Origin of the sequence: Aggregatibacter kilianii (assembly GCF_003130255.1) — a bacterium.
Lineage (GTDB): Bacteria > Pseudomonadota > Gammaproteobacteria > Enterobacterales > Pasteurellaceae > Aggregatibacter > Aggregatibacter kilianii.
On record NZ_NRCN01000001.1, the window covers coordinates 713,888 to 733,619 of the forward strand.

A 19,732-nucleotide genomic window follows, 5' to 3' on the forward strand; every position below is an offset into this window, starting at 1 on the left:
ATGTTATATGCCGTTTGGGGCAACCCAATTGTTCAAAGCAAATCGCCGCAAATTCATCGCATTTTTGCCAAACAAACCGCACAAGACGTGCAATACGATGCCATGTTAGGCGACGAACAGGATTTTGAACGGCAATTATTGGCGTTTTTTGCGCAGGGTGCGGCGGGATGTAATATCACCTCGCCTTTCAAAGAACGCGCATTCAAGCTGGCAGATGCACATAGTGAGCGTTGTCTGATGGCGGAAGCCTGTAACACGTTGAAAAAATTAGACGATGGCACGCTGTATGCGGACAATACTGACGGCGCAGGATTGGTGACGGATTTGCAACGGTTGAATTGGCTTCAGCCGAATCAAACCCTACTTATTTTAGGCGCAGGCGGTGCCACAAAAGGCGTATTGTTACCGCTTTTACATGCACAGCAAAACATTGTGATTGCCAACCGCACTTTAGCCAAAGCGCAACAACTGGCAGAGAAATTTTCGCCTTACGGCAATATTCGTGCCGTCGAACTTGGTCAACTTCCCGCGCAATCCTTTGATGTGATTATCAATGCGACCTCCTCAGGTCTGCATGGTGGCACAGTAGCGATTAACGATGAGATTCTACGTGTAGCAAAAGCGGTTTACGACATGCAATATGACCGACAAAAAGACACGCCGTTTTTAGCACGCTGTCGTGCGTTAGGCGTACAAAACCGAAGCGACGGTTTCGGCATGTTATTGGCGCAGGCGGCGCATGCTTTCCATTTATGGCGTGGCGTGATGCCGAACATTGCGCCGTTATTTGAAGCCTTATAAGCGGATCGGACTATGTTTGGTGTGCCACACACCATCGGCGATAATCAATAACATGGCGATGACCAAACAAATAAACAGCGGGTAACTTTGCGCATCGATTTCTTCGCCGATTAAAAAGGAAACACCCACCATCAAACAAGGCTCCACATAGCCTAGCAACCCCAACAGGTTCATCGGCAAATGGTTACTGGCGAGAATATAGGAATTAAGTGCAGTGCCGCTGATTAAACCAAGAATCAGTAATAAAACCAAAATATTCGGATTGCTTTGTTGCACTTGCGCAATATCCACCTGCCACGCAAAATAGATGCAAAAAGGCAAAAGTAGTAGCATTTCTAAGAAAAATGCGGCGAGATCGGTCATATTCAGAATCCGACGTACCACAAAGTAAGTCGTGTAACCCACGCAAATCACCGACGCCTCCCAGGAAATTTCCCCTTTCAAGACAATATTCGAAATCACCCCGACGGCAGCGATCAACACCGCCAGAAATTTAATGCGGGAGATGCGTTCTTTAAAGATAATCCGCGCTGCCGCCACCATCACCAACGGCAACAATAAATAGCCGAAGGAAACGCTGATTGAACTGCCGTTATTCGGCGCCCACAGAAACAACCACATTTGAAAGCCCATTAAGGCACTGGTGAAGATAAACGCCAAAACAAAGAGCGGTCGTTCCTGAATGCGTTTTAAATGGGCGATGAGCGCTGCTTTCTGCTTAAATAACACCACGGCAGCTGCGACAAAAGGCAATGTAAAAACAATGCGATAGCCGAAAATATCCGTTCCGCTCAAAGGCAACAGCAAGGTAGAAAAATAATACATATAGCCAAATAGCAGAGAGGCAAATAATGAAAACGCGACGCCTTTTAGCATAAAAACTCCTTAAATTATGACCGCACTTTACTCCAACAACTGCCAAAATGCACGCACTAAAGGGCGTTCCAAGGCAGGTTTTAAAGCACACACGCCGAGTTCAAAAGGGGTAATCGGCTCCTCTAACTGCAAGGTAGAAATTTGGCTGTTCAACGGGCTATTTTTAATCACCACATCGGGCAATAAGGCTAAACCACACCCGAGTGCCACCATGGACACAATGCCTTCGTGCCCCGCCACGGTGCCATAGATTTTCGGGTGTTTAATGCCTTTTTGTTTAAACCATTCTTCGATCCGCTGCCGAGCCATACCATCTAAGGGTAAAATGAAGGGAACCTGCTGCCAATTAATGGGATCTTGCTGCAATAACTGTGTCGCCGAACATGCCACACGAGGCGCAATCATCGACAACGCAATATCATCGATATAATGAAACGTCACCGCACTTGGTAATACCGGCGGTTTCCCCGCCAACGCCAAATCCACCTGTTGCGCCTGCACCAAATGTACCGCCTGCGCCGGATCGCCTGTGGTCAGTTGAATTTCCACTTTCGGATAACGCGCACGGAATTTCTCCAAAATCCCCGGCAAATGGCTATACGCCGCCGTCACCGAGCAATACAGTTTTAACTCCCCGCTAAGCTCTTCCCCTTGGGTATGCAGCTGCTGTTGAAATAGCATCCAATTCTGCCACTGCTGCTGTGCAAACGCCAAAAACACCTCACCATTCGGCGTCAACGACACCTGGCGATTATCCCGCCACAAAAGCTGTTGCCCCAATTCCTCTTCGATTTTTTGAATTTGGCGGGACAAGGTTGACGGCGACATATGATGTAACGCCGCCGTTTTGGCGAAGTTTTGGGTTTGGGTGAGGGTGATGAAGATTTTGAGATCGTTAAAAGTCATGTTTTTAATCTTAAGTTAGGTTTCATTCTCAATTTCATTGAGAATGACCTACTTTTCTTTGCTTGTGCAAAGCAAAGTAGGCAAAAGAAAACACACCCCAGCTTCACCGCTTATCTTCACTCACTTGCAATTTTCTTTACGAAAATTTTCGAACTCGCCGCCAGCGGCTCAGACAAACGAAAATTTCCTAAAAATTGCAAATCGCTCAGACGGTTCAGATGGGGCCCCCATTTTATTCGAGCGCTACTTAAAGTGTATTCTGTCAATAGATTCAAAAGTGCGGTCATTTCTAAAAATGTTTTTTGAAATAAAAAAGATCTAAAAATTCAACCGCACTTTAAAAAAAAACAAATTATTTCCTCCGTGTAAGACGCCCTTATGGAAATGCAATTTTTAGCTAAATTTCGCTTTGTTTGAGCGAAGCGAGTTCGAAATTTAGCGTGAAAAAAATTGCATTGGAATAAGGATAAGCGGCTTAGTCGGAGTGCCTTTTTCTTTGCCTTCTTTCTTTTGGGCAAGCAAAAGAAAGAAGGTCGCCATCGGCGAAACCGATTCTTCTAAATGTGAGTAATTGCAAAAACCGCAACATACAATCCCAATAATATCACTTTACGCAACACCAAAACACTCTATAATCACCCAAACCTAAACAAACACTCCCATACAAAAGGAAAACATCATGGCTAATTATTTCAATACCTTAAACTTACGCCAACAATTAGATCAATTAGGTCGTTGCCGTTTTATGGATCGCAGTGAGTTCGCAACTGAAGCAGATTTCTTGAAAGGCAAGAAAATCGTTATCGTAGGTTGCGGTGCACAAGGGTTAAACCAAGGGTTAAATATGCGTGATTCAGGTCTAGACATCAGCTACGCATTACGTCCCGAAGCTATCGCAGAAAAACGTGCGTCATTCCAACGTGCCAGTGAAAATGGCTTTAAAGTGGGCACTTATGAAGAACTGATTCCAACCGCCGACTTAGTGATTAACCTCACCCCGGACAAACAACACTCCAAAGTGGTTGCTGATGTTATGCCGTTAATGAAAAAAGGCGCGGCATTGGGCTATTCCCACGGTTTAAACATTGTTGAGGTGGGCGAACAAATCCGTCCTGACATCACCGTCGTGATGGTGGCACCAAAATGCCCGGGTACAGAAGTTCGCGAAGAATACAAACGTGGTTTTGGCGTGCCGACGTTGATCGCTGTTCACCCTGAAAATGACCCACAAGGCGAAGGTTTAGAAATTGCCAAAGCTTGGGCGGCGGCAACAGGTGGTCATCGTGCAGGCGTGTTGGAATCCTCTTTTGTGGCGGAAGTCAAATCCGACTTAATGGGTGAACAAACCATCCTTTGCGGTATGTTGCAAGCAGGTTCTATCATTTGCTACGACAAATTAGTGGCTGACGGCAAAGATCCGGCTTATGCGGGCAAATTAGTGCAATACGGTTGGGAAACCATCACCGAAGCCTTAAAACAAGGCGGTATCACGTTGATGATGGATCGCTTATCCAACAGCGCAAAATTGCGTGCGTTCGAGTTAGCGGAACAAATCAAAGAAGAATTGGCGTTCTTATTTGCCAAACACATGGACGATATCATCAGCGGCGAATTCTCCCGTGTGATGATGGAAGACTGGGCAAACGGCGATGCCAACCTATTGAAATGGCGTGAAGAAACCGGCAAAACCGCTTTTGAAAACGCACCGAAATACGATGGCAAAATCAGCGAGCAAGAATATTTCGACCATGGCGTGTTAATGATTGCGATGGTTAAAGCCGGTGTTGAATTGGCATTCGATACTATGGTGGCCAGCGGCATTTACGAAGAGTCCGCTTACTACGAGTCCTTACACGAATTGCCGTTAATTGCCAACACGATTGCGCGTAAACGTTTATATGAAATGAATGTGGTGATTTCCGACACCGCAGAATACGGTAACTACTTATTCGCTAATGTTGCCGGCCCGATTATGCAAAAAGAATTGGTGCCAACCTTACGCAAAGGCGACATCGGTGAACCAACACCAACCGTGGAAATCGACAACATCACCTTACGCGATGTGAACGATGAAATCCGTAATCATCCGGTAGAATTAATCGGTCAAGAATTGCGTGGTTACATGAAAGATATGAAACGCGTTTCATTACAAGGTTAATTGAAACATTCATAACAAGAAAGCCGACAGCATTGTCGGCTTTTTTATACCCTTAATTCGATAAAAGTGCGGTCGGTTTTTCTTATAAAAAAAGAACGAATCTTATGGATCCGTTCTTTTCATTGTTTCATTCAATCTTGAATTATTTCTGTTTTTTCAAAAATTCCACGCCGGTGTCCGGGAAGTCGGTAAACACACCGGTAGCGCCGGATTTATTGAGCAACGCGTCGTACATTTGATTCACATCAGTAAAGAATTCAGGCAACGCGTCTTTACGCACGGTGTATGGGTGCAATTCAACCTTATATTGCGCCAACTCTTTCACTAAAGGCGTATATTCGATTTTGCCCGGTTTGGATTTTTCTTTGTCAATTAACATATACCAGCCCGGTCCAACACCATCGGCATATTTCACCACTTCAGCCATTGCACCCGGTTTGAACATCCAGTCGTAATCGTAGTTCACCCATTTACCTTTCGCATCTTTTTCTTCAGTTTCATGCCAATCGGTATATGCCACTAACTGAACCAGTTTTACATCCATGCCCATTTTGGGTAACAATTCAGTTTTGATGCGTTTTAACTCATTGAAGTCGAAGGTTTGTAAGTAAACCATATCGGTTTTCTTATCGTAACCGTATTTTTTCAACACTTTAAGCGTTTCAACTGCAATGTCTTTGCCATTTTGGTGATGGAACCAAGGCGCTTTGATTTCAGGGTAAATCCCCACTTTTTTACCGGTAGATTTTTCTAAACCTTGAATGAATTCAATTTCATCTTCAAACGTATGGATTTTGAAATGAGATTTCCAAAGTGGGAAGCGTCCCGGGTAAACAGCAACTTGTTTGCCATTTTTGGTTTCAAAGTTTTCCGTCATTTCTAAGCTTTGAATTTCTTTCAACGTAAAGTCGATAACATAGTAGCGACCGTCCTTACGGTGGCGATTCGGGAATTTTTTCGCGACATCGGTTAACCCGTCTAAGAAGTGGTCGTGAATCACCACTAAGCGACCGTCTTTTGTCATTGCTAAGTCTTGTTCCAAATAATCCGCATGCTGAGCAAAGGCAAGGGCTTTGGATTCCAACGTATGCTCCGGTAAATAACCGCTTGCACCACGGTGGGCAATAATAATTTTATCCATATCGGAACCTTTATGATGATTTGCGCTACAACCGGCTAATACTGTTACTGCAATTAAGCCAAGGGCCAAATGTTTTAATTTCATAGAACTCTCCTGTTGAGATTATTTGTCACATCGAGGTTTCATATCGTAAAAAAAGATTTCGCTAATTTCACGATCGTACCCCGGATAAAAACCTTTAGGCATTCCCAGTACAATTTGTTTGCCACGATTAGCATGTACCAATAATTGTTTGGTTTGCGGATTAACGGCCAGCCCCTCCACTTCCCCAACATCTTTAATATCATCAAGTGTCTTTTCAAGTACCACACGGGCGGCATTGGTTTTATCAGAAATTTCTACCCGATAAATATGATCGGGTTCTTTCTCATCAGCCGTACCATCATCGGCGGTGACATAAAGTTGTCCGTTATGCGCCAATACCCCTTGAATCCATTGCGGTACCGGTTGTAGATGCACTTTACGTTTATATTTACCGCTGGTTAAATCATATTCATAGAGATAACGTCCGCTTTCCTCTCCAACCCAAGAGGCCATCCAAACGCTGTTATGTACTTTATCCACCGTAATGCCGGAAACTTCGAGTTGACCCGATTCGGGATTAAAATCCACCGCTCTTTTTAGTGCCAATGTGTCAGGATCGTGAATCGCAATTTGAATATTCTTACCTACGCCATCTTCAAACCATTCGGAGGAAACATACAATTCATTGTTATAAATATCGATATCGCCAATATGGTTGGCCTCTTTTTGGTAACCGACAAACGGATCCTTATTCTCAGCAATTAACTTGCCCTGCATATCATATTTCGCCAAAGTTTTACTGCCGGAAACATAGAGATATTTACCGTCGGTGGTAATGCCTTGGCGACCATTCACTTCCAACACGTTATTTAATGTATAAGTATAGGCCGGCAATGCCGAACGGTAAGGCTCTTCGCAAGTTTGATTAGCAGATACCGAAATTGCGGTAAGGAAACAACTTAATCCAATAGCAATTGATGATAATTTCATAAGCATTTCTCCTTGAAAGTGCGGTTGATTTTGAGGGTGTTTTTTGATTTGCCCCTACCAAAAAATCGAACAAAAAAGGCGCTAAGCTTTCGCCTGCGCCTTTGAATTGATTAATTATTTGGTGCCGTAAGTATCACCTAGTTTCGCTTTGTGTTTGCCTTCTTCAATCATTACGATAAAGAGCAAGATCACCGCGATAATACCACCACCGATCATGACGTAGAAACCGCCGTCCCAACCGTAATGTTGAGCAGCCCAACCGATAACGGCGGAAGCTGACACGGTACCACCTAAGTAACCGAACAAGCCGGTAAACCCTGCTGCCGTACCTGCCGCTTTTTTCGGTGCAAGTTCAAGAGCATGTAAGCCGATAAGCATAACCGGACCGTAGATTAAGAAACCGATCAAAGTCATTAAGATGAAGTCGGTTAATTGATATGGGTTTTCATACCACGCAGCATAATTTGCTAATTCGGCTTCCGGTGTAGCCGGGTTCATCCAGTAAGCGGCAACGGCTACTGTGGTTAGGATCATGAAGATGAAACCGGTTAAACCACGTTTACCTTTGAACACATGGTCAGAAACCCAACCACACAATAATGTGCCCGGTACTGCTGCTAATTCATAGATCGTATATGCCCACGCGGTACCTTTAATGTTGAAGTGTTTTACTTCACTTAAGTAAACCGGTGACCATTTCAATACACCATAACGAATTAAGTAAACAAACACGTTAGCAATTGCGATGTACCATAACAATTTGTTTTTCAACACGTAAGTAACGAAGATTTCTTTTGTGCTTAAATCGTTTTCGTAAGTTTTTTCGTTATAGTCATCCGGATAGTCATTACGCCATTTTTCAATGGATGGTAAACCACAAGATTGCGGTGTGTCACGCATGACAAAATATACAGGAATAGCACAGAGCATTGCTGCAATACCCGGATAGTAAAGAGATTGTTGCCAAATGTCTTTTGCTTGTGCTTCAACGCCGTGAGTACTAAAGAAAATCGCACTGGCTAATAACACCATTGCTCCCGGCATCATACCGCCGATGTTGTGTGCAGTGTTCCAAATAGACACGATAGTCCCGCGTTCGGATTTAGACCACCAGTGCACCATGGTACGACCGCATGGAGGCCAACCCATACCTTGGAACCAACCGTTTAAGAAGATCATCACCCACATAATCGCGATACCGGAGGTTGCCCATGGGAATAAACCCATCATGGTCATACAAAGACCGGAAAGCAATAAACCGAACGGTAAGAATACGCGTGGGTTAGAACGGTCGGACATCCCGGCCATCACGAATTTGGATAGACCATAAGCCAAACCTGCGGCGGAGCCGATGACCCCTAATTCCGCTTTAGAATATAAGTTGGCTTGAATTAAGCCAGGTTGTGCCAAGTCAAAGTTTGCACGTACAAAATAATAAGCGGCATAACCAAAAAAGATCCCTGCGAATACTTGCCAACGTAGGCGTTTGTAGGTGGAATCAATTTTGTCAGCCGGCAGCTCTGCAATGTGCGGAGCCGGTTTAAATGGACCAAACATATCATTCTCCAGAGGTTAATATTAGTCATAATGTCTTTTAATAAAAAACATAAGGAATGATAAGGGAAATACAAAAACAAGGAAGGAGAATTATGTGAATTTGTGAGAAATATCACAAAAAATATCGCACTTTTGGTTGAATGCGAAATATCAACGCATAGAAAATGCGCATTAATGTTCTTTTTCGCTCACAAACTTTAGGGATTTAATGGAAAAATAAGCGGCTTTCCAAACACTTATTTCTCTATAAAAAGTAAAAGTGCGGTCAAAAAAAGCAACGTTTTTTTTCAACGTTGCCTTGGCTAAATTAACCTAATCGTTGGCGAACAATTTCAAATAAACAAACACCGGTCGCTACAGACACATTTAGCGATGATACCGTTCCCGCCATTGGAATGCTCACCAATTGATCACAATGCTCACGGGTTAAGCGGCGCATGCCTTCTCCTTCTGCCCCCATGACCAACGCCAACGCCCCCGTGAGTTTGGTTTGATAGAGGGTTTCGGTGGCTTCACCGGCGGTGCCTACAACCCACACATTGTGTCGCTCTTGTAGATCACGTAACGTGCGGGCAAGGTTAGTAACACGAATCAACGGCACATTTTCCGCTGCGCCACATGCTACTTTTCGCGCAGTAGAATTGAGTTGCGCAGATTTATCTTTCGGCACAATCACTGCACTTACGCCCGCCGCATCGGCAGTGCGCAAGCAAGCGCCTAAATTGTGCGGATCCGTGATGCCATCCAACACCAATAATAGCGGAGAAGATTGTTGTTGGAGAATCTGATCCAAGTCGTTTTCATTTAGCTCTTTTAACGGATGAATGCGGGCAATAATGCCTTGGTGCACTTCACCCTCCGCTTTTTTGTCCAACGTTTGACGATTCAAAAACTGAACGGAAATACCAAGTCGTTGAATTTCATTAATTAAGGGTTGCAAACGTTGGTCGTCTCGGCCTTTTAACGCCAACACTTCAATTAAACGTTCCGGATGATTAGAGACAAACGCTTTTACTGCGTGGATACCATAAATTGTTTCACTCATGCTTTTTCTTTACCTTTTTCGTTTTGGCAGCTTTCGGTTTCATTTTAGAAACGTGACTTTTTTTGAGCGCACTTTTTTCTGCTTTTGCCTTTTTCTTGGCCGAAGTCTTTTTGGAAGGCTTTACTTCAGTTTTCTTTGCTTTGGTTCGTGCCGTTTTGCCACTACGTCTTGGCTTACGTTCACTTGAAATTAAAGAAAAATCAATTTGTTTTTGCTCTAAACTCACCGCTTCTACGCGCACTTTCACCGCATCACCGATACGGAAAATCATGCCGCTGTTTTCACCGATCAGACGTTGTTTCGGCATATCGAATAAGTAGTAGTCATTCGCCAAACCGGAAATATGCACCAAGCCGTCGATAAACAGATCATTCAAACGGACAAAGAAGCCGAAACCGGTGACGGAAGAAATCACGCCTTCAAATTCTTCCCCCACATGATCTTGCATATATTCGCATTTTAGCCAATCGGCGACTTCACGGGTGGCATCGTCGGCACGGCGTTCTGTAGAAGAACAATGCGCGCCAAAGACATCCATTTCCTCAAGTTGATAATGATATCCGCCGGTGTCGGTCGTTTTACGTTTAGAACCCTTTTGTTTCGCCAATAAATATTTGATGCCACGATGTAACGTCAAATCCGGATAACGGCGAATCGGCGAGGTGAAATGGGCATATTCTTCTAGCGCCAAACCAAAGTGCCCGATGTTGTCGGCGCTATAAACCGCTTGGCTCATAGAACGTAGCAACATGGTTTGGATCAATTCGTGATCCGGGCGTGGTTTAATCTGTTCAAGCAACTGCGCATAATCGGTCGGTGTCGGTTTATTCCCACCGGATAGACTCAAGCCACATTCCGCCAAGAAACTGCGAAATGCCGTGAGTTTTTCTTCACTTGGTACGGCATGAATGCGATATAGCGCAGGTTCTTGATGTTTCGCCATAAAGTTGGCAGACGCAATGTTTGCCAAAATCATACATTCTTCAATGATTTTATGGGCATCGTTACGCACGACCGGCTCAATACGTTCAATGCGACCTAAGGCATTGAAAATAAATTTACTTTCAATGGTTTCAAATTCAATGGCACCACGCTGCTGGCGTGCTTTCACCAATGCCTGATACATGTCGTGCAGATCTTGCAAATGAGGCACTAACGAGGCGTAACGTTCACAAAGTGCGGTGTCTTTTTCCAGTATTTTTGCCACTTTGTTATAAGTTAAACGGGCGTGGGAATTCATCACCGCTTCGTAAAATCGATAATCTGTCATTTTGCCTTTAGCAGAGAGCGTAATTTCACACACCATGCATAAGCGATCCACTTGCGGATTTAACGAACATAAACCATTGGAGAGTTTTTCCGGCAACATCGGCACGACGCGATTCGGGAAATAAACAGAATTGCCTCGATTATAGGCTTCCGTGTCCAATGCGCTTTTCGGACGTACATAATAGCTCACATCGGCAATGGCCACCCAAAGCTTCCAGCCTTTGCCTTGTTTTTGGCAAAATACCGCGTCGTCAAAATCACGTGCATCTTCGCCGTCAATGGTCACTAACGGCAAGTCACGCAAATCTACACGGCCACGTTTAGCTTCTTCCGGTACCTCTTCAGCCCATTTTTTAAGTTGTTTTTCCACCGCACTTGGGAATACATGAGGAATGTCATGCTTGCGAATGGCAATTTCCACTTCCATGCCTTTCGCCATATTTTCACCGAGAATTTCCGTAATTTTGCCAATCGGTTGAAAGAATGGTGCCGTGCGCGAGTGGAGTTCCACCACGACCACTTGTCCCATACGTGCGCCAAGACGGGCATTATCGGGAATTAAAATATCGCGTGTAATGCGGCTGTCGTCCGGCACTACATAGCCGATGCCCTGCTCAAGGAAAAAACGACCGACAATTTGTTTTTTGTTCGCTTCTAACACCCGCACAATGCGTACTTCCGGACGACCTTTACGGTCAAATCCATTTGCTTGTGCCAACACATAATCGCCATGCATGACTTTCTGCATTTGCACGTTAGGAATGAAAAAGTCTTCCTTTTTTCCTTCTACTTGCAAAAAACCGAAACCTTCCCGATGCCCAATCACCATACCTTTAAGCAAATCCAGTTTTTCCGGTAAGGCATAGCATTTGCGTTTGGTGAACACCAACTGCCCGTCGTTTTCCATGGCGCGTAAACGACGACGCATGGCTTCTTGTTGCTCTTCTTCGGAAATACTCAAGGCAGCAAAAATCTCCTCTTTGCTCATAGGAGAATTTTGCTCACGGATAATCTGCAAAATAAATTCACGACTTGGGATCGGATTGTCATATTTCGCTAATTCTTTTGCGTAATTCGGGTCTTTTGGAGGGGACTTTCGGGTTTTTCTCGCCATATTTTTCGATCATTAAAATTAAAGTGCGGTCAGTTTACACCCTGTTTTGACTAAAGCAAGGGAAATGATGTGGCGAACTCATGTAAATCAAAGGGAAAAATCCGAAAATTCAATGCCATTTCAGCATTACCAAGCGGATTTTTTGCCATATTCAGGCAAAATTTTCTGTTATAACCTCTCATTTTTTGGTACATTTAGCACAATTTTTTGACGCTCAAAAGTGAGCATTCTTTGTTCAATTCAGTTTAACGGAATTCCTATGTTATTTAAAAAAATTCGCGGTTTATTTTCTAATGATCTTTCCATCGACCTTGGTACGGCGAATACGCTAATTTATGTAAAAGGCCAAGGTATTGTACTTGATGAACCGTCCGTTGTGGCTATTCGTCGCGATCGCACCGGCTCCCTCAAAAGCATTGCTGCCGTAGGTAAAGAAGCCAAACAGATGTTAGGCCGTACACCGAAAAGCATTGAGGCTATTCGTCCGATGAAAGATGGTGTTATCGCCGACTTCTTCGTTACCGAAAAAATGTTGCAATATTTCATCAAACAAGTTCACAGCGGCAACTTCATGCGCCCTAGTCCGCGCGTGTTAATCTGCGTTCCTGCCGGAGCCACCCAAGTGGAACGTCGTGCTATTAAAGAATCTGCAATCGGTGCCGGCGCTCGCGAAGTGTATTTAATTGAAGAACCGATGGCCGCGGCAATTGGTGCAAGATTACCGGTTTCCACTGCCATAGGTTCCATGGTTATCGACATCGGTGGTGGTACGACAGAAGTCGCGGTGATTTCCTTAAACGGCATTGTGTATTCTTCTTCCGTACGCATCGGCGGTGACAGTTTCGATGAAGCCATCGTGTCTTATGTGCGTAAAAACTTTGGTTCCATTATCGGTGAACCGACTGCCGAACGTATTAAACAAGAAATCGGTATCGCCTACATTCAAGAAGGCGATGAAATCAAAGAAATGGAAATTCACGGCTCCAATATTGCCGAGGGAGCTCCTCGTTCTATCACCTTAACCTCCCGCGATGTGTTAGAAGCCATCCAACAACCGTTAAGCGGCATTGTCGCGGCAGTGCGCACCGCATTAGAAGAATGTCAGCCGGAACACGCCGCCGATATTTTCGAACGTGGCATGGTATTAACCGGTGGTGGCGCGTTATTACGCAACATTGACGTATTGTTAACCAAAGAATCCGGTGTACCGGCGATTGTTGCGGAAGATCCGTTAATTTGTGTGGCTCGTGGGGGTGGTGAAGCCCTCGACATGATCGATATGCACGGTGGCGATATTTTCAGCGATGAAATCTAATTAAGCTAAGCATAAAAGTGCGGTCAATTTCCACCGCACTTTTATTTCTTCGGAATTCGCGATAAATGAAACCTATTTTTGGCAAAACCCCTCCTCTAGGATTAAAACTTTTTCTTGCAATCATCGCATCCATTGGCTTAATCCTGTCTGACGGCCAAACCAACACCATGATCCAAACCCGCGGTTTTCTCGAAACGGCGGTGGGTAACCTTTATTATCTTGCCAATACGCCTCGCACCGTACTCGATGGATTTTCCGACAACTTGGTGGACACCAACAAACTGCAAATCGAAAATAAAGTATTAAAAGAACAATTACGCGAAAAAAACGCAGATTTGTTGTTGTTGGATCAGCTTAAAGTTGAAAATCAACGCCTACGTCTTTTATTAAACTCACCGTTACGCATTGATGAATATAAAAAAATCGCCGAAATTCTCACGGCAGAAACGGATGTTTATCGTCAACAAGTGGTGATTAACCAAGGTCAAAAAGACGGTGCTTATGTCGGCCAACCGGTAATTGATGAAAAAGGTGTGGTGGGACAAATTATTTCCGTAGGCGAAAACACCAGCCGCATTCTGTTAATTACCGATGTTACTCACGCCATTCCGGTCCAGGTGTTACGCAACGATGTGCGTTTAATCGCCAGCGGAACGGGACATAGTGACGAATTGACGTTAGATAATGTTCCGCGTTCTGTTGATATTGAAAAAGGTGATTTATTAGTGACTTCCGGTTTAGGCGGGCGCTTCTTGGAGGGGTATCCTGTAGCGATTGTGGAATCGGTTTCCAGAGACGGAAAAAATTATTTTGCTACAGTAACGGCAAAGCCGTTGGCATCCATTGATAAATTACGTTATGTACTCTTATTATGGCCAACCAATGAAGATATGCGCAAAGTGAACTCCATTACACCGGAAGATGTGCGCAAAGCAGTACAACAACGCATCGATAATCAAGGAAATGAGGCAAATAAAGTGAAAAAAACCGTGGTACCGGAAGACAACGATAACAATAATCCTCCACCAACAGACGATGGGGCACAAGATACGCCGGCGGATGGTGAAATAAATGTACCGGCGCCCGTCATGCCTAACGAACAACATAAAGAGGAAGACTAATGCAAGGTCGTTTTATCTTTCAATGCTTCGTGCTTAGCTCCATTTTTATTATCGCCTTGGTTATGGAAATTGCCCCTTGGCCGGTAGGATTCCAAAGTTTCAAACCGGCATGGATCGTGTTGGTTTTCACTTACTGGGCGTTATCCATCCCCCATAAAGTCAGCATTGGATGGGCGTTTATTATCGGTATTATTTGGGATATGGTTCTCGGTTCCACCCTTGGTGTGCACGCCTTAGTGATGTCCATGTTTGCTTACTTAATCACTGCCGGCCACTTAATTTTGCGTAATATGTCTTTATGGATGCAAAGTTTATTGATTGTCGCTTTCGTCTTCACCATTCGCTTAAGTATCTTCTTCATCGAATTTCTGCTTCATAGCGCTACTTTTAACTGGCAGGAAATCTTTGGTTCACTGGCTAGCGGTGTGTTATGGCCTTGGGTTTTCTTATTGCTGAGAAAAGTCCGCCGTCAATTGAATTTAGGCGAATAAGTCCTGTCCCGGCTTAGCATTTTTTGAAATCCAATTAATTTTTTGACCGCACTTTATCCCCAATCAGACTTTCCTAATCACGCTCCTTAAGGCAACTTTTATTTACAAACAAAAAAGGCTTGGAAACCCAAGCCTTTTCTTTTGGTTTGCGAAATTATTCGCCCAAACGCTCTTTGATACGAGCCGCTTTACCGGAAAGCGCGCGTAAGTAGTAAAGTTTCGCTTTACGTACAGCACCTTTACGTTTCACAACGATGCTCTCTACAACCGGAGAGTGGGTTTGGAATACACGCTCAACGCCAACACCGTTGGAGATTTTGCGCACAGTAAATGCGGAATGCAAGCCACGGTTACGAATTGCAATAACCACGCCTTCGAACGCTTGCAAACGACGTTTGCTACCTTCAACAACCCATACTTTAACTTCTAATGTGTCACCCGGACGGAAGCTAGGTACGTTTTGTTTTAATTGTTCTTGTTCAAGTTGTTTAATGATGTTAGACATTTTAATAATCCTTAATCCTAGAATTAACTGATATCTTGCTTCATATTTTAATCAATTTACTGCGTGGCTACGCTTCGTCGTACTAGATGTACTGCCTTCAGCTTGCCACTTGTATCTTGATTAAACTATTTTGCAAAAGACTGCTGATATTCGGCTTGCGCCTGTTTTAACAGCTTACGTTGTTCGTCAGTCAGAGCTAGGCCTTCCAGTAGCTCAGGGCGTCGTAACCATGTTCTCAATAACGATTGTTTTAACCGCCATTTGCGAATTTCCTCATGGTGTCCCGACATCAGCACGGATGGCACGGTTAATCCGTCAAGCACTTCAGGACGCGTATAATGCGGGCAATCCAGTAACCCGTCAGCAAACGAATCTTCCTCTGCGGAAGCCTGTTTACCGAGTACACTGGGAATAAAACGGGCAACTGCGTCAATTAACGTCATTGCCGGTAATTCACCGCCGGTGAGGACATAATCACCTACCGACCATTCTTCATCAACAACCGTTTCAATCAAACGCTCGTCAATGCCTTCATATCGGCCGCATAACAAAATCAATTTCTGATTCTGCGCTAATTCCTCTACGCCTTGCTGATCGAGTTTACGACCTTGTGGCGAGAGATAAATCACTTTTGCACCTTCGCCTGCCGCAGCCTTCGCCGAATCAATAGCACCCTTTAACGGTTGCACCATCATCAGCATTCCCGGGCCTCCGCCATAAGGACGGTCATCCACGGTTTTGTGCTTATCGTGTGTGAAATCTCTTGGATTCCAGCACTGCACTTGCAACAGACTTTGCTTAACAGCCCTGCCGGTTACCCCGTATTCCGTAATTGCTTTAAACATTTCAGGGAACAGACTTATTACCCCAATCCACATAATTTAGCCTTAACTTTTGAGCCTTATGTTAATGTTACCGCAAAGCGCTACGGCATACCTGAGATTAGAAACCAGCGTCCCAATCCACTGTAATTGTCTTAGTGGCGAGATCGACTCTTTTAACTACTTGTTCATACAAAAACGGAATTAACCGCTCTTGTTTCCCGAAAGCATCTTTTACGTTGGCTTTTACCACCAATACATCATTAGAACCGGTTTCCATCATTTCGGTTACGGTTCCCATGGCATAACCTTCCAGATTCACCACCGCACAACCGATTAAATCGTGCCAGTAGTAATCCCCTTCTTCCAGTTGCGGAAATACCGATAAATCGACACCGATTTCCACATTGGCCAGGATTTGCGCCGCCTCACGATCATCGACACCATTTAACTTGACGATAAGTTCGTGATTATGATGACGCCAGTTTTCCAGTTCGGTCGGCTGCCACTGCCCTTTGATTTTCAAAAACCAAGGTTGATAATCAAAGATACTTTCAGCTTGTTCTGTGGATGAGTAAATACGTAACCAACCGCGAATACCATAAGTCGATCCTAATTTGCCGACAGTTTCGATTCTTTGTTGTTGCATATTCATCACCTCAAAAAAGTAAAATTACGCGGCTTTTTGCGCTTCTTTTACTAAACTCGCAACGCGATCGGACAATGAAGCACCTTGGCTAACCCAGTGGTTAACACGGTCTAAATTGATACGAACACGTTCTGCATTGCCTTGTGCGATTGGATTGAAGAAACCAACACGCTCAATGAAACGACCGTCACGTGGTGAACGGCTGTCAGCAACTACGATTTGGTAAAATGGGCGTTTTTTAGCTCCGCCACGAGATAAACGAATGGTTACCATAACCTTCCTCTAATAATTTGATTACAAAAAGAAAACCCTCAAATATCGAAAGTTAAATGAGAGTTAAACTTACTTTTTTCTCTGTATATATAGACAAAAAGCCTGTGGATTGTACTCTTTTCCCTGTAAAAAGCAAGATGAAATCCATGTTTAGGCTTTATTAGGAAGGGAAATTTTTAACGCAAATCGGCGATAAAGTGCGGTCATTTTTTATGACGTTTTTACAACCCCAATGCCTGCTTAATCAACTGCTCTTTTACCAATCCCATTTTATCGGTTGCGCTCAACCCTAAACCGCGAACCAATTTTTTCAGCGGATGATCGCCGCTAAATAAGTCTTTTAAGCCTTGCATAACAAGTAACATCTTGGCCGCTTCAACCTTTCGGTTGCGCTCATAATGGCGTAAATAACGGTATTCGCCAAAATCCACGCCTAATTGTTCATTGGCTAAAATAGCTTGCGCCAACATTTTCGCATCTTGAAAACCTAAATTTACGCCAAGCCCCGCCAACGGATGAATGGTATGCGCGGCATCGCCAATCAATGCGATCCGATTTTGCGCGAAGTTACGGGCATAGCGAGCGGTTAATTTAAACGTGTAGCGCTTACTTTGTAGCTGACACAAACCCAATTTATGATCGAAAGCAACAGTAAGTTTTTTATTGAATTCGGATGTCTCACAATGTAGCAAATAATCCGCCTGTTCCGGTGGCAACGACCACACGATAGAACAATAATTATCCTGAGCCAAAGGCAGAAATGCCAACACGCCATCTGAGCTAAACACTTGGCGCGCGCAATGCGTGTGCGGTTGCTCCGTTTGCACATGACACACCAACGCGGAATGCCCATAATCACGAAACGTCAGCGGAATATCCGCCTGCTTGCGTACCCAAGAATTCGCACCATCTGCGCCCACCACTAATTTTGCCGACAACATTTGTCCATCTTCCAAGGTCAGAATAGCATTACGATCAGTGACGCCTAAACTGCGCGGAAGTGCGGTCACAAAATCCACCGGTTTTTGAACATCAGCTCTGCTAACGGTGCGAACAACCAAACCGGATTCGGTTGTAAGTAAAATGTCATGTGTTTTTTGTTGTGCCATCCGCTCCCATAACGCCTGACGAATTAACTCGTTTTCTACGATATGTCCCAGTTGTGGTACACCTAAACCCTGTGTATTGAATTCAATTTTGGCGAAACTATCCCGTTCCCACACATACATAGCATCATAAGGCGCAACCCGTTGTTGTGTAATACGTTGCCATGCGCCCAATTCCTCCAACCATTGGCTGCTGGCAAGATTTAACGCACTGACACGCGGGCTGAATTGCTCAAGAGAAAACCCTTTTGGCGGATTAGACTCAATAATTGCAATACTTAACCCGCTTGATTGCAATGCGGCAGCAAGTGCCAAGCCTGTCATGCCACCGCCAATAATCACCACATCAAATGTTTTCATATTAAATCCACCCTAGCGTCGGTTTTGCAAAGGCCTGACGTAACCAAGAAGATTGAGCAAGCGCCATTAACCCCAAATTACGCGCAATTTGTAACGGCAATAAGTTATTGGCAAAAATTGATAACAGATTATCAGTGAAATGAATCATTTGACGCTGATCCTGTTGACGATGTTGTTCATAGGCTTGCAAAACCGAATAGGCACCCAGGTCTTGTTCCGCTATAAAGGCGCCACTTAGCATATTGGCCAACTGTATAATATCGCGAATACCCAAATTAAACCCTTGTCCCGCCACCGGATGTAGCGTCTGCGCGGCATTGCCCACTAAGGCAACACGCTCCTGAATGTGTTGTGAAGCGCGCGATAAACTCAGCGGATAACTAAAACGGCGGCTACAACGGGTAAATTTACCTAAACGCCATCCAAACGTACGTTGTACGGCATTTAAAAATGCCTTATCATCGAGTGCCAATAAAGGCTCCGGATCACGAACGCACCATACCAATGACATCAAATTATCGCCAATCGGCAACAATGCAATGGGGCCTTCGGCAGTAAAACGTTCAAAAGCGCGATGGTGATGAGGTTGTTGCGTTTCCACATTGGCAATAATGGCGGTTTGACCGTAGTCATGCAAAATTTCTTGTGAAATATTGACCGTACTTGCCACCGCCGAACGACTTCCGTCTGCACCAACAACTAATTTCGTACTTAATTTTTGATGGTTATCTAAGGTGATCTCAACCTGCTCCGCACAACGTTCAATCTGCTGTACGGAATGTGGCGCAAAATAGTCAATGTTGACATATTGTCCAATGGCATTGAGTAGATATTGCCCCACTTGATTTAAAGCAATCGTGGCGCCCAACTGTTCAAGCTGGAATTCCGACGCGTTAAATTCTACGATGCCGCTATGGCCTTTGTCGGAAATGTGAATTTGCTTAATAGGCGTGGTAATAGGTTGAATGTAATCCCACAGAGAATGTTGGGACGGTAATTGAATATGGCTGAAATGATGACAACTACCGGCAGATAAGGCGATATGACGGGCATCAAAACCGTTTTTTTGCCCGCTTTGTGACGGAGACTGTAGTGGCTGTTTTTCAATCACCGCAATGTGCATTTGACCTCGCGTCAGTGATGCCAACGCCAATGCTAAAGTTGCACCGGACATCGCCCCGCCAACAATCATCACATCATACTTCATCGC

The 19,732-nt window shown here is 44.4% G+C and carries 18 protein-coding genes; 5 read left to right on the plus strand and 13 right to left on the minus strand.

Features of this window, described 5'->3' with window-relative positions; genetic code table 11:
* Entirely contained in the window at positions 1-801 is an 801-nt protein-coding gene (aroE, locus tag DK428_RS03170; RefSeq protein ID WP_109064738.1) for a shikimate dehydrogenase, read from the plus strand.
* Here the strand turns inward: aroE and rarD are convergent.
* The gene (gene rarD / locus DK428_RS03175; protein ID WP_109064737.1) at positions 796-1,677 is read right to left on the minus strand and encodes an EamA family transporter RarD; all 882 of its coding nucleotides are present in this window, start codon (positions 1,675-1,677) and stop codon (positions 796-798) included. The two genes, aroE and rarD, sit on opposite strands and share 6 nt — an antisense overlap.
* A gap of 27 nt (positions 1,678-1,704) precedes the next feature.
* Positions 1,705-2,583: an HTH-type transcriptional activator IlvY gene (gene ilvY, locus DK428_RS03180; protein WP_109064736.1), complete on the minus strand. Its 879-nt coding sequence runs from the start codon at positions 2,581-2,583 to the stop codon at positions 1,705-1,707.
* A gap of 679 nt (positions 2,584-3,262) precedes the next feature.
* On the opposite strand from ilvY, the gene ilvC reads away from it, so the two are divergent.
* Positions 3,263-4,741: a ketol-acid reductoisomerase gene (gene ilvC, locus DK428_RS03185; protein WP_050693070.1), complete on the plus strand. Its 1,479-nt coding sequence runs from the start codon at positions 3,263-3,265 to the stop codon at positions 4,739-4,741.
* Positions 4,742-4,883: 142 nt separating this feature from the next.
* On the opposite strand, the gene glpQ is transcribed toward ilvC, so the two are convergent.
* From glpQ to rnr, 5 genes are all read right to left on the minus strand, one after another.
* The gene (gene glpQ, locus DK428_RS03190) at positions 4,884-5,966 is read right to left on the minus strand and encodes a glycerophosphodiester phosphodiesterase (RefSeq protein WP_109064733.1); all 1,083 of its coding nucleotides are present in this window, start codon (positions 5,964-5,966) and stop codon (positions 4,884-4,886) included.
* Positions 5,967-5,984: 18 nt separating this feature from the next.
* Positions 5,985-6,896, minus strand: coding sequence for a hypothetical protein (locus DK428_RS03195; protein WP_109064732.1), 912 nt, complete (start codon positions 6,894-6,896; stop codon positions 5,985-5,987).
* 114 nt (positions 6,897-7,010) lie between these two features.
* Entirely contained in the window at positions 7,011-8,453 is a 1,443-nt protein-coding gene (gene glpT / locus DK428_RS03200; RefSeq protein WP_109064731.1) for a glycerol-3-phosphate transporter, read from the minus strand.
* A gap of 307 nt (positions 8,454-8,760) precedes the next feature.
* Positions 8,761-9,498: a 23S rRNA (guanosine(2251)-2'-O)-methyltransferase RlmB gene (gene rlmB / locus DK428_RS03205; protein WP_109064730.1), complete on the minus strand. Its 738-nt coding sequence runs from the start codon at positions 9,496-9,498 to the stop codon at positions 8,761-8,763.
* A complete protein-coding gene (rnr, locus tag DK428_RS03210; RefSeq protein ID WP_109064729.1) occupies positions 9,491-11,881 on the minus strand; it encodes a ribonuclease R in 2,391 nt (796 codons plus the stop codon). The genes rlmB and rnr overlap by 8 nt, the downstream gene beginning before the upstream one ends.
* A gap of 259 nt (positions 11,882-12,140) precedes the next feature.
* Between rnr and DK428_RS03215 the strand changes: the two genes are divergently transcribed.
* The 3 genes from DK428_RS03215 (at position 12,141) to mreD (ending at position 14,808) form a co-directional block, all read left to right on the plus strand.
* The gene (locus tag DK428_RS03215; RefSeq protein ID WP_109064728.1) at positions 12,141-13,196 is read left to right on the plus strand and encodes a rod shape-determining protein; all 1,056 of its coding nucleotides are present in this window, start codon (positions 12,141-12,143) and stop codon (positions 13,194-13,196) included.
* Between the two features lie 65 nt (positions 13,197-13,261).
* Positions 13,262-14,317 carry a rod shape-determining protein MreC gene (mreC, locus tag DK428_RS03220; RefSeq protein ID WP_109064727.1) on the plus strand — a complete coding sequence of 352 codons (1,056 nt, stop codon included), beginning with the start codon at positions 13,262-13,264 and terminating at the stop codon, positions 14,315-14,317.
* Positions 14,317-14,808, plus strand: coding sequence for a rod shape-determining protein MreD (gene mreD / locus DK428_RS03225; RefSeq protein WP_109064726.1), 492 nt, complete (start codon positions 14,317-14,319; stop codon positions 14,806-14,808). The genes mreC and mreD overlap by 1 nt, the downstream gene beginning before the upstream one ends.
* A 154-nt stretch (positions 14,809-14,962) precedes the next feature.
* Here mreD and rplS read toward each other — a convergent pair whose 3' ends face one another.
* The 6 genes from rplS to ubiH all read right to left on the minus strand — a co-directional run bounded on the left by rplS (position 14,963) and on the right by ubiH (position 19,729).
* A complete protein-coding gene (gene rplS / locus DK428_RS03230) occupies positions 14,963-15,313 on the minus strand; it encodes a 50S ribosomal protein L19 (protein WP_005701755.1) in 351 nt (116 codons plus the stop codon).
* 125 nt (positions 15,314-15,438) lie between these two features.
* Entirely contained in the window at positions 15,439-16,191 is a 753-nt protein-coding gene (gene trmD, locus DK428_RS03235) for a tRNA (guanosine(37)-N1)-methyltransferase TrmD (RefSeq protein WP_109064725.1), read from the minus strand.
* A 64-nt stretch (positions 16,192-16,255) separates the two neighbouring features.
* Complete coding sequence (gene rimM, locus DK428_RS03240; protein ID WP_065294751.1) at positions 16,256-16,783, minus strand: ribosome maturation factor RimM; 528 nt, start codon at positions 16,781-16,783, stop codon at positions 16,256-16,258.
* A 24-nt stretch (positions 16,784-16,807) separates the two neighbouring features.
* Complete coding sequence (gene rpsP / locus DK428_RS03245) at positions 16,808-17,056, minus strand: 30S ribosomal protein S16 (RefSeq protein ID WP_005701759.1); 249 nt, start codon at positions 17,054-17,056, stop codon at positions 16,808-16,810.
* A gap of 221 nt (positions 17,057-17,277) precedes the next feature.
* Complete coding sequence (locus tag DK428_RS03250; RefSeq protein ID WP_109064724.1) at positions 17,278-18,522, minus strand: FAD-dependent monooxygenase; 1,245 nt, start codon at positions 18,520-18,522, stop codon at positions 17,278-17,280.
* Position 18,523: 1 nt separating this feature from the next.
* Positions 18,524-19,729 (minus strand): 2-octaprenyl-6-methoxyphenyl hydroxylase, encoded by a 1,206-nt coding sequence (gene ubiH, locus DK428_RS03255; protein WP_109064723.1) that lies wholly within the window; start codon positions 19,727-19,729, stop codon positions 18,524-18,526.
* Positions 19,730-19,732: the final 3 nt, after the last annotated feature.

What these genes read in the sequence shown, in the direction of transcription:
- aroE (WP_109064738.1), top strand. Translation starts at nt 1, where the DNA reads ATGTTATATGCCGTTTGGGGCAACCCAATTGTTCAAAGCAAATCGCCG.
- rarD (WP_109064737.1), bottom strand. Translation starts at nt 1,677, where the DNA reads ATGCTAAAAGGCGTCGCGTTTTCATTATTTGCCTCTCTGCTATTTGGC.
- ilvY (WP_109064736.1), bottom strand. Translation starts at nt 2,583, where the DNA reads ATGACTTTTAACGATCTCAAAATCTTCATCACCCTCACCCAAACCCAA.
- ilvC (WP_050693070.1), top strand. Translation starts at nt 3,263, where the DNA reads ATGGCTAATTATTTCAATACCTTAAACTTACGCCAACAATTAGATCAA.
- glpQ (WP_109064733.1), bottom strand. Translation starts at nt 5,966, where the DNA reads ATGAAATTAAAACATTTGGCCCTTGGCTTAATTGCAGTAACAGTATTA.
- DK428_RS03195 (WP_109064732.1), bottom strand. Translation starts at nt 6,896, where the DNA reads ATGAAATTATCATCAATTGCTATTGGATTAAGTTGTTTCCTTACCGCA.
- glpT (WP_109064731.1), bottom strand. Translation starts at nt 8,453, where the DNA reads ATGTTTGGTCCATTTAAACCGGCTCCGCACATTGCAGAGCTGCCGGCT.
- rlmB (WP_109064730.1), bottom strand. Translation starts at nt 9,498, where the DNA reads ATGAGTGAAACAATTTATGGTATCCACGCAGTAAAAGCGTTTGTCTCT.
- rnr (WP_109064729.1), bottom strand. Translation starts at nt 11,881, where the DNA reads ATGGCGAGAAAAACCCGAAAGTCCCCTCCAAAAGACCCGAATTACGCA.
- DK428_RS03215 (WP_109064728.1), top strand. Translation starts at nt 12,141, where the DNA reads ATGTTATTTAAAAAAATTCGCGGTTTATTTTCTAATGATCTTTCCATC.
- mreC (WP_109064727.1), top strand. Translation starts at nt 13,262, where the DNA reads ATGAAACCTATTTTTGGCAAAACCCCTCCTCTAGGATTAAAACTTTTT.
- mreD (WP_109064726.1), top strand. Translation starts at nt 14,317, where the DNA reads ATGCAAGGTCGTTTTATCTTTCAATGCTTCGTGCTTAGCTCCATTTTT.
- rplS (WP_005701755.1), bottom strand. Translation starts at nt 15,313, where the DNA reads ATGTCTAACATCATTAAACAACTTGAACAAGAACAATTAAAACAAAAC.
- trmD (WP_109064725.1), bottom strand. Translation starts at nt 16,191, where the DNA reads ATGTGGATTGGGGTAATAAGTCTGTTCCCTGAAATGTTTAAAGCAATT.
- rimM (WP_065294751.1), bottom strand. Translation starts at nt 16,783, where the DNA reads ATGCAACAACAAAGAATCGAAACTGTCGGCAAATTAGGATCGACTTAT.
- rpsP (WP_005701759.1), bottom strand. Translation starts at nt 17,056, where the DNA reads ATGGTAACCATTCGTTTATCTCGTGGCGGAGCTAAAAAACGCCCATTT.
- DK428_RS03250 (WP_109064724.1), bottom strand. Translation starts at nt 18,522, where the DNA reads ATGAAAACATTTGATGTGGTGATTATTGGCGGTGGCATGACAGGCTTG.
- ubiH (WP_109064723.1), bottom strand. Translation starts at nt 19,729, where the DNA reads ATGAAGTATGATGTGATGATTGTTGGCGGGGCGATGTCCGGTGCAACT.